Origin of the sequence: Catellicoccus marimammalium M35/04/3 (assembly GCF_000313915.1) — a bacterium.
GTDB classification, from domain to species: domain Bacteria; phylum Bacillota; class Bacilli; order Lactobacillales; family Catellicoccaceae; genus Catellicoccus; species Catellicoccus marimammalium.
Map to the genome: position 1 here is coordinate 1 of NZ_AMYT01000022.1, position 14283 is coordinate 14283.

The window sequence follows — 14283 nt, forward strand, 5'->3', positions numbered from 1 at the left end:
GAAAATGCTGAAAAATTATCACATCTTTTGTTTAAAGGTGAAGTTGAAAAACTATCTAAAGAAGAAATTGATGATGTTTTTGCACATGAAGATCATGTTTCTATTTCAAACTCACTAGTAAATATTGTTGATTTACTAGTTAATACAGGAATTGAACCATCAAAACGTCAAGCAAGAGAAGATATTGAAAACGGTGCAATTTATATCAATGGGCGCCGAAATACAGATGTTAATAGTGTTATCAATCCTAACGATAATTATGATGGTGAATATCTAATTATTAGAAAAGGAAAGAAAAAATATTATATTGCAAAAATTATTAAATAAAGGAGATATTATCATGGATAAAAATTTAAACATTGATGCATTATTTATTGGTGATAAAGCTGAAAATGGCGAAACATTTAAAGAATTAATGAACCAATTAATTGATGAACATATTGGTTGGAGAAGAAATTATATTCCTTCTGATAAAAATATTATTTCTGAAGAAGAAAAAACATCTGAAGATTATAAACAAACAACTAACCACATGAAAGAAGTTTTAGCTGAAGTTTCAAATCGTTTACGTACAGAATCAGTTCCATGGCATTCAGCTGGCCGATATTGGGGTCACATGAACTCTGAAACGTTAATGCCATCTATCTTAGCATATACTTATGCTATGTTATGGAATGGTAATAACGTAGCTTATGAATCATCACCTGCTACATCTCAAATGGAAGAAGAAGTAGGTATGGATTTTGCTAAACTAATGGGATATAAAAATGGTTGGGGACATATCTGTGCTGATGGTTCAATCGCGAACTTAGAAGGACTTTGGTATGCTCGTAATATTAAATCTTTACCATTAGCAATGCGTGAAGTTTGTCCTGAATTAGTAGAAGGAAAAACAGAATGGGAATTATTAAACTTATCTACAAAAGAAATCATGGATTTATTTGAAAAAGCAGGAGAAGAAGATAAGGTTGATGAATTAAAATCTCGTTCTGCACGTGGAGGAGAGAACTTAGATAAACTTGGAAAATGGTTTGTTCCACAAACTAAACATTATTCTTGGTTAAAAGCAGCAGATATTATTGGTATTGGATTGGATCAAGTAATTCCAGTTCCAGTTAATGAAGATTATCGTATGGACGTAGCTGCTTTAGAAAAACAAATTCGTGAATTATCTGATAAAGAAATTCCAGTACTTGGTGTAGTTGCCGTTGTTGGTTCTACTGAAGAAGGTGCAGTAGATAATGTTCATGAAGTAATTGCTTTACGTGATAAATTAGCAGAAGAAGGAATTGCAATGTACGTACACGTAGATGCTGCCTATGGTGGATATGGCCGTGCATTATTCTTAGATGAAGATAATGAATTCATCCCTTATGAAGAATTACCTGAAAAATATTATGAAGCTGGCGTATTTACAGAAAATAAACAATATATCAAAGAAGATGTTTATAAAGCATATGAAGCAATTAAAGATGCGGATTCTGTGACAATTGACCCACATAAAATGGGGTACATTCCATATTCAGCTGGTGGAATTGCAATCAAAGATATTCGTATGCGTGATGTAATTTCTTATTTTGCTACCTATGTATTTGAAAAAGGTGCAGATATTCCGGCATTACTAGGTGCATATATCTTAGAAGGTTCTAAAGCTGGTGCTACAGCCGCTTCTGTATGGGCAGCTCATAGAACATTACCTTTAAATTATAAAGGATATGGTAAATTAATCGGAGCTTCTATTGAAAGTTCACATCGATATTATGATTTCTTGAAAGATTTATCATTTGATATTGATGGACATACAATTGAAGTTCATCCATTAGTTTCACCAGATTTTAATATGGTTGATTATGTTGTTAAAGAAAAAGGAAATGATTCTTTAGCAGATATGAATAAATTAAATCATGACTTATATGATCATGCTTCTTATGTGACTGGAAACTTATATTCTAAAGAATATATTGTATCTCATACAGATTTTGCAATTCCAGATTATGGCAATAGTCCATTAACTTTTGTTAAAGGATTAGGATTTAGTGAAGAAGAATGGAATAAAGAAGGTAAAGTTACAGTTATTCGTTCTTCTGTTATGACTCCATATATGAATAAAGCAGATAATTTTGAATATTTTGCTCCTAAGATTAAAAAGGCTTTACAAGAATACTTAGAAGAAATCATTTTATCTGAAAAATAATTTCTAATTGCTAATAAAGAAAGTGCTTATTTTATTAAGTACTTTCTTTGTTAGATTTTATAAACTAAGGAAGGAGAAAGTTTAAAACATGGAAGACGGACAAAAAACTTCTAAAAATATTACATTGGGTACTTTCGTCGGTATGACTATGGCATTATGTGCTACTGTTAGAAGTATCCCTTCTATTGCAGCTACAGGTTGGGCTCAAATTACATATATGTTATTCGCAGTTATTTTCTTTGCTTTACCTGTTGCTTTAATTTCAGGTGAATTAGGTACAATGTTACAAGGTGATGGAGGTCCACAGTTATGGGTATCTTCTGCACTAGGTAATCGTTGGGGATTTGTAACTTCTTGGTTACTATGGGTACAAATGTTTCCTGGTATGGTAATGGTAGCTTCAACAATTGGGCCATTAATCGGTAATACAATTGGGAATGCTGAATTAGGCACAAATCATTATTTCGTATTAGCTTGTATTTTAGTATGTTATTGGATTATTACAATTCTTAACTTAAAATTTGATATGGCTAAAATTGGTGGTCAATTAGGTGTCTGGTTAGGAGTTTATATTCCTATTGTTATCTTAATGGTAATGGGTGCTGCAGCTACATTTAAAACAGGAATCAATCCTTCTAGCACATTAGGAGCATTCTCTTTTGATAAATTAATTCCACATGATGCACAATCATTACAATATTTCGCAGCAATTGCTTTTGTTTTTGTAGGTATTGAATTATCATCTGTATATATTCCACGTTTACATGATGCAGAAAAAAATTACTCTAAAGGTATTTTAATTGCATTATTAGGTTTAATTTTAATGAATATTGTTAACTCTATTTTTGTTGCTAATATTGTTCCAAGTGGACACATTGAATTATCAAATATTACACAACCTATTTTATTATATTGTAATGTGTTACACTTACCAACATGGATTGCAAATGTATTTAGTTTCTTAGTTGTAATTGGAGTATTAATTCAATTGTCTGCATGGGTAACAGGACCAGGTCAAACTATGATCCAAGTAGCAAAAGCTGGTCAATTACCACCTAAATGGCATTTTTATCGTCAAAATAAATATGGTGTATCTAAGAATGTAGTATTAACTCAAACTATCTGTATTTCTTTATTTGCACTAATGTATGGATTTATGGATGATGTAAATGGTGTATTCTTAACATTAACAAATACAACAACAATTTTATATGCTATTGTGTATGTATTAATTGCATTAGCTTTAATTAAATTAAGAAAATCTCAACCTAATGCAGAACGTCCATATCGTATTGGTAAAAAAGGAAATGGATTAGCATTTACTGTGGCAGGTGCTTTATTATTTGGGATTGCAGTAGTTATCTTTGCTACTTTATTTGCATCAGATATTAAGCAATCTATCATGATTGTGATTTTAACTGTTATTTTAGTAATTGTTCCTATTTTAATTGATAAAGCGAAAAAAGATTCATGGGAACAAGACGTTTTAGATGATTTAAAATAATAGAAAAAGGGAAAAAAGTAGTTCTTTTATGAACTACTTTTTTCTTTTTGTTCGTGTATAACGAACAATATTTGTTTATTCTTTAAGAACTATCTTTTATTCGTTGCGTATCTTAAAGGAAAAGAATACAATAAACTTTGTGATTAAAAAATAAACGAATGATAGGTGGAACTATGAACATTGTAGTGGCTGGCATGATGGGTGCTGGAAAAACAACATATACAAATCAATTAGCAAAATGGTATCAATTAGAACCATTATGGGAAGCAGTAAAAGAAAACTGGTTGTTAGAGAAATTTTATCATGAACCAAAAGAATGGGGATTTCAACTACAATTATTTTTCTTAAATGATCGTTTTGAAGGAATGAAGCGAGCGCTACAAGAAGGAGATTTCATCTTAGATCGTTCGATTTATGAAGATGAAGTATACGCAGCGACTTTCCAAAAAATGGAATATATGAAAGACGTTGAATATCAGTTATATCAAGATATTTTACAAAAGTTCATTCATTTTTTGGAACAAGAAGCAGAGGAAGAGCCGATTGATTACTTAATTTATCTAGAAGGAAGTTTTGAAACGATTCTAGAACGTATTAAGGAAAGAAATCGTGATTATGAACAATTAGAAGAAGGGTGTCATCGTTATGAATATTATAAAACCTTATATGATGCCTATTGCGCTTGGTATGAGCAATATCAAGGTCCTAAATTAAAAATTGATATTGATGAATGGAAAATTATTGAAGAGCCAGAAAAAGTCCAAGCTTTTATTGAAAAAGAAATTCCACAATTAAAAGAATATCGTAAATAAAACCCTCAAAAGATGAGCTCTCTTTTGAGGGTTCTTTTTATTTTTTATGAAATAGTCGTTGCCAAAAAGAGGGATGCTCTTTGGTAGATAAAGATTGTTCTTGTTTTTCCTTTGCTTGGAAACAAGGATTTTCTACATGGACGGCTTCTTTAGCAGCATAGACTAAAATAACTGTGTCATCGGCTAGAGGTAAGCCATTCACCATAGTAAATGGACGCTGATATTTTTGTGCTAATTGAATACAACGATCTTGTATCGTTGTTGGAATTTGTTGGTGAATATAAAGCGTACCTTCATTTTTTTGTAGTGTATCTTCTAATTGTTCCCATAAATTGTCTGCTTTTTGATCTTTGTTTTCCACATACAAGTAGCAACGTTCTAAAAAATTCCCTAAATAGCGACGCTTTTCATCAGGTTTGATTTGAGGACCACCGTACATTCCTTTTTCTAAGTAATCTTGCACGTCTTTCATAAACTTCTCCTGCCTTTATTTTATTCCCTTATATTATAACAAAAATCACTTACGAGAATGTAGAACTTAGAGTATAATAAAAATAAAAAAGGAGAAAAAGTATGCCATTTATTCATGTAGAATTATTAGAAGGAAGAACTCCAGAACAAAAGAAAGCATTAATTGAAGATATTACAGAAGTTGTATCCAAAGATGCAGATGTACCAAAAGAACGTATCCATGTTATTATCCGTGATATGAAACATGGAGACTATGGTTGTGGCGGAGAAGTAAAATAATATATAAAAGAAAATCCTTGAAGATTTACTCTTTAAGGATTTTTTTTGTTAGATAAATAACTTTTTTAATGAAAAAAAAGGAGTATAATACAAAATGTAAACGTTTTCTTAAGAGGAGGAAGAATAATGAATAGAAAATGGTTATATGGTGTTGGATTAGGGTTAAGTTTACTAGGTATGCAAAAAGCACAAGCTTGTACAACCGTGGTTGTGGGAAATCAAGCAACAAAAGATGGGTCAACCATGATTGCTCGTAATGAAGATGTATCTACTCACCATGCGAAATATTTTAAAGTTTATCCAGCAAAGACAAACAAACAAAAAGAATTCCATGCAAATATCAACAAATTTCATTACCCAATTCCTAAAAAAGCATTACGTTACACTGGAATGCCAGACTATAATGAAAAAGAAGGTTATTTTTTAGAAGGTGGCATTAATGAAAAAAATGTTGCGATGAGTGCAACAGAATCTGCAAAAACAAATGATAAAATTCAAAAAATTGATCCTTTCGTCAAAGATGGGATTGATGAAGCTTCTATGTTAAATGTCGTTTTACCTTATATTCATTCACCAAAAGAAGGAGTGGAACGTTTAGGTAAAATCGTAGAAGAAAAAGGAAGCACAGCTCCAAATGGTATTATTTTCTCGGATAAAAATGAAATTTGGTATATGGAAATTGGTTCTGGTCATCAATGGGTAGCTCAACGTGTCCCAAGTAATACTTATGCAGTAATTCCTAATAAATTAGTACTAGGAAATATTAATTTTAAAGATCATAAAAACTTCATGTATTCAAAATCATTGCCAAAATTTGCTAAAAAACATCATCTATTAAAAGATGGTAAGCTAAATTTTGCTAAAGCTTTTGGTACAGATGATAAAGAAGATGCTAAATACAATTATCCACGTATTTGGGCAGGTCAACGTCTTTTGACTCCTTCAAAAAAACAAAAGATTACTAGTCATCAATGGAAGACATTTATGAAGCCAGATGAAAAGATTACGATTGATAAAGTAGGCCGTGTTTTAGGAGATCATTTTGATGGTACAAAATATGATACTATGGGTGAAAATAAAGGAGGCTACCGTGCCATTAATGTTGCAACTAATGTAGAATCCCATATTTTACAATTACGTCCAAATCAAAAGAAATCATTAACAGGAATTCAATGGATGGCTATGGCTTCTCCATCAACTAGTGTTTATGTTCCATTCTATACAGATATTAAAGGTACACCTAAAGCTTATCAAAAAGGAAATGGTACTTATAGTACAGATTCTGCTTACTGGACTTATAAATTAACTACTTTAATGGGAACTACTTATCATAATGCTCTTTATAAAGATCATATTTTACCAGTAAAAGAAAAAGTTCAAGCAAAATTAGAAAAGAATTTGGCAGCTAATGATAAAAAAGCAAAATCTTATAAAGGGAATTTAGCTACTTATTTAACAAAATGTAATGATAACCAAGCTACTTGGGCTAGAAAACAGTTTACAACATTAAATAATGAATGTATTACTATTGCTACAACTCAAACGAATGATAAACATAATAGTCATTTATAAAAGATAAATTTCACAATCACTCTTGGAAGTAAAAAATACTTTTGAGAGTGATTTTTTTGTGAAAAATAAAAAACGTAAATTAAAGGATGAAAAAGAGACTTAAAAGTAGAAAAATCCTATGCATAAAAGAATAGATTTTGTTTTTTTGAAAAGAAATATAGCTGTTATAGTTTGTGATTTTAATTTGTTTTAAAGATATTTTATTTTTTATTTGACAAATAAGAATTCAATTTGGTACACTATCAAAAATACAAAATTTTAGAAAAGAGTTGATTTTATGGCTAGGTACACAAGAGAAGAGATGGTAGAAAGCGTTCCCCAGACGGGCTTTTTCGGTCATCCAAAAGGATTAGGAAACTTATTCTTTATCGAGTTTTGGGAACGATTTAGTTACTATGGGATGCGCGCAATTTTACTATACTTCATGTATACAGCAGTTGCGAGTGGTGGATTAGGACTAGAAAAAGGAATGGCACAATCCATTATGTCTTTATATGGTGCTTTGATCTATATGACAGGTATCATGGGTGGTTGGGTTGCTGACCGTTTAATTGGATCCCGTTCTGCATTATTCTATGGCGCAATTTTAATTATGTTTGGACATATTGTTTTAGCAATTCCAAGCGGTGGGATTCCATTATTTTTAGTCTCAATGTTGTTAATTATTGTTGGTACAGGCTTAATGAAGCCTAATATTTCAAACGTAGTTGGTGGATTATATCGTAAAGACGACGAACGTATGGATAATGGATTCACTATTTTCTATATGTCAGTAAACATGGGTGCATTAGTTGCTCCATTAGTCGTTGGACAATTACAAACAAAATATGGATTCCATATGGGATTCGGTGCTGCTGCTGTTGGGATGGCGTTAGCTCTATTAGGGTATATGCTATATAGTAAAAAATCTTTAGGGTTAGTCGGAAAAGACGTACCAAACCCATTGAGCCCAGAAGAGAAAAAACGTGTGATTAAGATTGTAAGTATTTGGGTTGTGATTTTAGCTGCCTTAGCAGGAGTTGCTTATATGACAAACCAATTAACTTTTGATAATTTCTCATACTTGATTACATTCTTAGGAATTGTTATCCCAGTATACTACTTCACAATGATGTATCGTAGTCATAAGACAACAACAGAAGAAAAATCTCGTCTGTTAGCTTATATTCCGTTATTCTTATCTGCAGTAATGTTTTGGTCTATCCAAGAACAAGGTTCTTCTATTTTAGGTGCCTTTGCAGATACAAATACACAACGAAACTTGGAAGGAATTTTAGGAATTAACTATACAATTCCAGCTGCGTTCTTCCAATCTATTAACCCATTATTTATTGTATTATTAGCTCCTGTCTTATCAATGATTTGGGCAAAAATGGGTAAACGTCAACCATCTACTCCGGTTAAATTTAGTTTAGGATTATTATTTGCTGGATTATCTTTCTTATTAATGGTAATTCCAACAATGGGAATGAAATCAGATACATTAATTAACCCAATGTGGTTAGTTGCTTCCTTTATTTTATGCGTACTTGGAGAATTATGCTTGTCTCCAGTTGGATCAAGTGTTTCTGTAAAATTAGCTCCACAAGCGTTTGAGTCACAAATGTTATCTATGTGGTTCTTAGCTTCAGCGACAGCGCAAGGGGTAAACGCTCAGTTAGTACGTTTATATAACTTATGGTCTGAATCTAAATATTTCGGTTTCCTAGGTGCTTTAGCAATCGTATTAGCAGTTGTCGTATTATTACTTTCTCCATGGATGAAACGTAAAATGCGTGGTATTCGCTAATTTATCATTTAAAAATAATAGAACTCCTAAAAGCAGTGATGAGCTTTTAGGAGTTTTTTTTGTAATAAAAAACCCAAACATTAAATGTTTGGGCTTTTATAGAATATCATTTTTGAATGGAAAGGATAGGGAAGAAAATTCTTCCCAACTATCTCTTTTACTATTTTTCCATTGCACGATCGTAGTTATCGTTGATGAAGTCCCAGTTTAATACTTTCCAGAAAGCATCAACATATTCTTTACGACGATTGTTGTATTTTAAGTAATAAGCATGTTCCCAAACGTCAATCGCCATAATTGGAGTATAACCACCATCTAATGGAGTATCTTGATTTGGTGTAGAAATTACTTCTAATTCTTTGTTTTTATTTACAACTAACCAAGCAAATCCTGAACCAAAGCGAGCCATTGCTGCTTTTGTAAATTCATCTTGGAAGTTTTCAAAAGAGCCAAAAGCTTCAACAATCGCTTTACCGATACGGAAATCCATTGGATCTTTTACTAATTTTTCTGGAGTCATTTCTTGCCATAAGAAGCAATGGTTGAAGTGACCTCCACCGTTATTACGAACTGCAGTGCGGATATCTTCTGGTAAAGCTTGGATATCACTCATTAATTCGTTTAAAGATTTATTTTGTAACGCAGGATGTTTTTCTAAGGCTGCGTTTAAATTGTTCACGTAAGCTTGATGGTGCATGTCATGATGTAAATGCATAGTTTGTTCATCAATGATAGGTTCTAATGCATCATAAGCGTAAGGTAAATCTGGTAATTGAAACATAATTATTTCCTCCTTTATTCTCTCTTTCTTCATTATAATAGAAAACCACAAAAAATGAGTTTATTTTGCTCAAAATTACCCAAAAAAGAAAAAGAGTTATTGTTTGAGAGATGAATTCTATCTTCGGTATAATAGAAGAGAGGAGGGAGAAAAATGGAAAAGAGAAGATTTAATTGGATGAGTCTCATTGTTGGGATTCTATTTTTGGTGGTGTCTTTTATATTATTGATCAATCCAAGTTTTAGTTTAGAATGGATTGTCATTTATGTAGCAATAGTGGCGATTGTCGAAGGTGTGTTGGAACTTTTCTTCCGTCATCAACTACATAAACAATTAGGAATTGAAAATAAACATTGGGTTTCTTTAGTAATGGGAATCCTTCTTATTGTATTGGGAGTAGTATTACTCTTCAATATCTCTTTTGGTATAGAAGTTTTACCATATATCTTTGCTTTTTGGTTTGTGATCGATTCGGTAGACAATTTATTCCTACTAGATTTTGCTCGTTTAGTCGGTAAAGGATATTATTGGTTCACTTTAATTGCTAGTCTTTTAGGAATTTTCTTAGGCGTTTGGTTGTTTATGAACCCAGTAGCTTCTAGTGTAGTGTGTTGTTATCTTGTTTCTTTATTCTTTATGTGGTTTGGAATTCAATATATTTGGGAAGCTTTTGTTTTACGCTATTAAAAATATCAAAAGAAAAACCGATGTCTTTGGCATCGGTTTTTTTATACAAAAAAAGCACTCGATAAAGAGTGCTTTTTGCATAAAATCCAAAAGATATCGCAGAAAAGATATCTTAAAGTTTTTTGTTGTAGAATTCAACGATTAATGATTCGTCGATTTCTGGGTATAACTCATCACGTTCTGGTAAACGAGTTAAGCTACCTTCCATTTTATCTTCGTCAAATGAAACGAATGCTGGACGTCCAACGATTGATTCCATAGCTTCTTTCATTGCTACCATGTTTTGAGATTTTTCACGAACAGAGATCACTTGACCAACTTCAACGTGGTATGAAGGGATATCTACACGTTTACCATCTACTAAGATATGACCATGGTTAACGAATTGACGAGCTTGACGACGAGTAGAAGCAAGTCCTAAACGGTAAACTACGTTATCTAAACGTTGTTCTAATAAAACCATGAAGTTAACACCGTGTTTACCTTCTTTGATTTTACCAGCTTGGATGAATAAGTTACGGAATTGACGTTCATTCATACCATACATGTTACGTAATTTTTGTTTTTCGTTTAATTGTAATCCGTATTCAGATAATTTAGCACGGTTGTTTGGTCCATGTTGACCTGGTGCATAAGGGCGACGTGCTAATTCTTTACCAGTACCTGATAATGAGATACCTAAACGACGAGATTTTTTCCAACTTGGTCCTGTATAACGAGACATAGTTAAATTCCTCCAATAATATAAATGTATTTTTTGGAGTAAAATAATAAGTAAAAACTTCATATACGTTCAGTTTATTCTTCAATCTTCACCGTTGCAGCCGGGGTACACAATTGAACCATATAGGCAATAAACTGTTGACGCGATACTGTTTTTTAGCTGCATTATTTTACACGCTCTTGATTATATCATATTTCTTTAAAAAAGCAATGATAGTTTTTTCTATCCACCTCTATATAAATGAAAGAAAAAATAAAATTGTTTCTTTTTCATGAAAATTATGTATAATAGAAAGCAAGTGATATTTGTCGTTATAAACGTTGAGAGAGAAGAGAAGGCTAGTCTTCTCTTTTTTTTATTTCTTGATTTATTTTCTGAAAATATGAAAAAGTATGGACAAAATGTTCATAATACCATAAAATAAAAAAGTCAAATCATATGCAATTATTATAAAAAATATTTTATTGGAGGAAGAAAATGGAAGCAGATTTTTCATTATCTGTTCGTGTAATCTCTGAAATTATTGCTACAGCTTTAATGGTATTAATCGGAAATGGTTCTGTAGCAAACGCAGAATTAACAGGAACAAAAGGACATAAGACAGGTTGGTTATTAATCGCTATTGGTTATGGATGTGCGGTTATGTTACCAGCAATGATTTTTGGTGGTATTAGTGGGAACCATATCAATCCAGCCTTTACGATTGGATTAGCAGTAAGTGGTTTATTCCCATGGAACGAAGTATTACCTTATGTCTGCGCTCAATTTTTAGGTGCATTTATCGGACAATTCTTAGTTTATGTTGGTTTCAAACCATTCTTTGATAAAACAGAAAACTCAGAGTTAGTTTTTGCACCATTTGCAACAACTCCAGCTGCAAATAGCACTTGGAACGGTGTGTTCTCTGAATTTGTTGGATCATTTATCTTATTCTTTGCTGCTTTAGGAATTACTAAGGCTGCTTTCTTCCAAGATAATCAAGGAACTGCACACTTTGCGCTAGGATTTTTAGTTTTAGCTCTTGTTTTATCACTAGGTGGATTAACAGGTCCAGCGTTAAACCCTGCTCGTGACTTAGCTCCACGTATTTTACACCAAGTGTTACCTTTAAAACATAAAGGAAGTTCTCATTGGGATTATGCTTGGGTACCAGTAGTAATGCCAATTTTAGCAAGTATTGTTGCCGTAGCATTATTCAAAATGTTATATATGTAAGAAAGAGAAGATACTCGTAATAAAGATTACGAGTATCTTTTTTTATTTTCTTTATAAAAATAAGCAAAATGTGAATTGAATTACGTTAAAAGCACTAATTTAGGTTTAAAATAATATTAAGGTTACTTTTGTTTTTCTTATAGAAAGGAAGTTTTTTTATGAAAAAGAGAAGTTTAAAGATGCCGGGTGCTTTTACCATTTTGTTTATTTTAACGTTACTATCCATTTTGCTTACTTGGTTTGTCCCTGCTGGAAGCTATGATAAAGTCTCTTATCAAGCAGAAAGTCACGATTTATTGTTTGTTGATTCACACGGAAAAGAAAAAAACTTACCTGCCACACAAAAGACATTAGATCAACTAGGATTGAAAATTGATATTCATCAGTTCACTTCTGGTGCGATTCAAAAACCAGTCTCCATCCCTAATACTTATAAAAGAGTCAAACAAAAACCAGAAAGTTTTTTGTCCTTTGCTACAGATATGGTTCAAGGAACTATTGAAGCAGTAGATATTATGGTCTTTATTTTGGTTTTAGGAGGAATGATTGGAGTAGTAAAAGCCAGTGGAGCTTTTGAGTCTGGTCTTAGTGCACTAACAAAGAAAACAAAAGGAAAAGAATTTTTATTGATTGCCCTAGTAGCAATTTTAATGGCTCTTGGTGGAACTTTTTGTGGAATTGAAGAAGAAGCCGTTGCTTTTTATCCTATTTTAGTGCCAATTTTTATTGCAATGGGGTATGATTCAATCATTTGTGTTGGAGCAATCTTTTTAGCCAGTTCCATCGGGACATGTTTTTCAACCATTAACCCATTTTCAGCCGTGATTGCTTCTAATGCGGCAGGGATCAATTTTACAGAAGGGTTGAATTGGCGTATTTTAGGTTGTGCGGTTGCAACACTTTTTGTTCTTGGTTATTTATATTGGTATGCTAAAAAAATTAAGGCTAACCCTGAGTTTTCCTATTCTTATGAGGACCGAGAAAAATTCGATGCACAATGGGCAGTCTTAGATGAAGATAATGTTCCTGTATTTACTTGGAAAAGAAAAATTATTTTAACGCTTTTTGTAATCGCATTTCCTCTAATGATTTGGGGTGTGATGAAAAAAGGTTGGTGGTTCCCTCAAATGGCAGCGTCCTTTTTAACTTTGGCTATTATTATGATGCTCTTAGTTGGACTTGGAAAACATAGTTTGAGTGAAAAACAAGTGATTGATGCTTTTGTTAATGGCGCTTCTAGTTTAGTAGGAGTTTCTTTAATCATTGGGTTAGCTCGTGGTATCAATTTGATTTTAACAAAAGGCTATATTTCAGATACGATTCTATATGAAGCTTCTAAATTAGTTCAAGGAATGAATGGTACTTTATTTATCATCGTTTTAGTTTTTATCTTCTTTATTTTAGGATTTATTGTTCCTTCTTCTTCTGGATTGGCTGTTCTAGCAATGCCTATTTTTGCTCCTTTAGCAGAAACGGTTCATATTCCTCGCTTTGCTGTAGTAATGGCTTATCAATTTGGTCAATATGCAATGCTATTTTTAGCGCCAACAGGTCTTGTTATGGCGACATTACAAATGTTAGATATGCGTTATAGTCATTGGTTACGCTTTGTTTGGCCAGTTGTTCTTTTTGTTCTTCTTTTTGGTACAGGTTTAATCATTACGAGTTTATATTTCTAAGAGTTTATCTTGCCACAAAGTAGAATCCTTCTTACAATAAAAATAGTAGAATGGAAGGATAATACGATGGAAGAAAGAGAAAAAGAATATTGGATGGAAAAAGCGCTAGAAGAAGCGCAGAAAGCTGCAGATAAAGCGGAAGTTCCGATTGGCGCTATTGTGGTAAAAGAAGGAGAAATTATTGGTCGAGGTCATAATTTAAGAGAAACAAGTCATGATGCAACTACGCACGCAGAAATGTTAGCGATTCAAGAAGCTTGTAAAAATTTAGATAATTGGCGCTTGGAAGATTGTCAGTTATTTGTTACTTTAGAGCCTTGTCCGATGTGTAGTGGTGCGATTTTACAATCAAGGATTCCTGAAGTCTATTTTGGAGCCTATGATCCAAAAGGAGGGACTGCAGGTACCTTTTATCAATTATTACAAGATGACCGATTTAATCATTGTTGTGACATTGTTGAAGGACATATTTGTGAAGAGGCGTGTCAAAAACAACTGCAAGATTTTTTCCGTGCTTTGCGAAAAAGAAAAAAAGAAGAAAAAAGAGCTAGGCAACAACAAAAAGATTTGTTATAA

13 protein-coding genes and 1 pseudogene are annotated in these 14283 nt (G+C 32.4%); 11 read left to right on the plus strand and 3 right to left on the minus strand.

What is annotated here, in order from left to right; all coding sequences use genetic code 11:
* From C683_RS05555 to C683_RS05570, 4 genes are all read left to right on the plus strand, one after another.
* Positions 1-327 (plus strand): S4 domain-containing protein (locus tag C683_RS05555; RefSeq protein ID WP_040388751.1); only part of this gene is annotated, 327 nt, incomplete at its 5' end.
* A 13-nt stretch (positions 328-340) separates the two neighbouring features.
* Complete coding sequence (gene tdc, locus C683_RS05560) at positions 341-2194, plus strand: tyrosine decarboxylase (protein ID WP_009491879.1); 1854 nt, start codon at positions 341-343, stop codon at positions 2192-2194.
* 88 nt (positions 2195-2282) lie between these two features.
* On the plus strand, positions 2283-3698 hold the full coding sequence (gene tyrP, locus C683_RS05565) for a tyrosine-tyramine antiporter (protein WP_009491882.1): 1416 nt from the start codon (positions 2283-2285) through the stop codon (positions 3696-3698).
* Between the two features lie 173 nt (positions 3699-3871).
* Positions 3872-4510 carry a deoxynucleoside kinase gene (locus C683_RS05570; RefSeq protein WP_009491884.1) on the plus strand — a complete coding sequence of 213 codons (639 nt, stop codon included), beginning with the start codon at positions 3872-3874 and terminating at the stop codon, positions 4508-4510.
* Between the two features lie 37 nt (positions 4511-4547).
* Here C683_RS05570 and C683_RS05575 read toward each other — a convergent pair whose 3' ends face one another.
* On the minus strand, positions 4548-4982 hold the full coding sequence (locus C683_RS05575; RefSeq protein ID WP_009491886.1) for a YueI family protein: 435 nt from the start codon (positions 4980-4982) through the stop codon (positions 4548-4550).
* Positions 4983-5080: 98 nt separating this feature from the next.
* On the opposite strand from C683_RS05575, the pseudogene C683_RS05580 reads away from it, so the two are divergent.
* The 3 genes and pseudogenes from C683_RS05580 to C683_RS05590 form a co-directional block, all read left to right on the plus strand.
* A pseudogene (locus C683_RS05580) lies at positions 5081-5260 on the plus strand (2-hydroxymuconate tautomerase); the annotation flags it as partial.
* 126 nt (positions 5261-5386) lie between these two features.
* On the plus strand, positions 5387-6832 hold the full coding sequence (locus C683_RS05585; RefSeq protein WP_009491891.1) for a C69 family dipeptidase: 1446 nt from the start codon (positions 5387-5389) through the stop codon (positions 6830-6832).
* 277 nt (positions 6833-7109) lie between these two features.
* Positions 7110-8621, plus strand: coding sequence for a peptide MFS transporter (locus tag C683_RS05590; RefSeq protein WP_040388753.1), 1512 nt, complete (start codon positions 7110-7112; stop codon positions 8619-8621).
* A gap of 160 nt (positions 8622-8781) precedes the next feature.
* Here C683_RS05590 and C683_RS05595 read toward each other — a convergent pair whose 3' ends face one another.
* Positions 8782-9405 carry a superoxide dismutase gene (locus C683_RS05595; protein ID WP_040388762.1) on the minus strand — a complete coding sequence of 208 codons (624 nt, stop codon included), beginning with the start codon at positions 9403-9405 and terminating at the stop codon, positions 8782-8784.
* Between the two features lie 150 nt (positions 9406-9555).
* Between C683_RS05595 and C683_RS05600 the strand changes: the two genes are divergently transcribed.
* Complete coding sequence (locus C683_RS05600) at positions 9556-10089, plus strand: HdeD family acid-resistance protein (RefSeq protein WP_009491897.1); 534 nt, start codon at positions 9556-9558, stop codon at positions 10087-10089.
* A gap of 112 nt (positions 10090-10201) precedes the next feature.
* On the opposite strand, the gene rpsD is transcribed toward C683_RS05600, so the two are convergent.
* Complete coding sequence (gene rpsD / locus C683_RS05605; RefSeq protein WP_009491899.1) at positions 10202-10813, minus strand: 30S ribosomal protein S4; 612 nt, start codon at positions 10811-10813, stop codon at positions 10202-10204.
* A 477-nt stretch (positions 10814-11290) separates the two neighbouring features.
* On the opposite strand from rpsD, the gene C683_RS05610 reads away from it, so the two are divergent.
* From C683_RS05610 to tadA, 3 genes are all read left to right on the plus strand, one after another.
* Entirely contained in the window at positions 11291-12028 is a 738-nt protein-coding gene (locus tag C683_RS05610) for an MIP/aquaporin family protein (RefSeq protein WP_009491900.1), read from the plus strand.
* A gap of 158 nt (positions 12029-12186) precedes the next feature.
* The gene (locus C683_RS05615) at positions 12187-13707 is read left to right on the plus strand and encodes a YfcC family protein (RefSeq protein ID WP_009491902.1); all 1521 of its coding nucleotides are present in this window, start codon (positions 12187-12189) and stop codon (positions 13705-13707) included.
* A gap of 66 nt (positions 13708-13773) precedes the next feature.
* Complete coding sequence (tadA, locus tag C683_RS05620; protein WP_009491905.1) at positions 13774-14283, plus strand: tRNA adenosine(34) deaminase TadA; 510 nt, start codon at positions 13774-13776, stop codon at positions 14281-14283.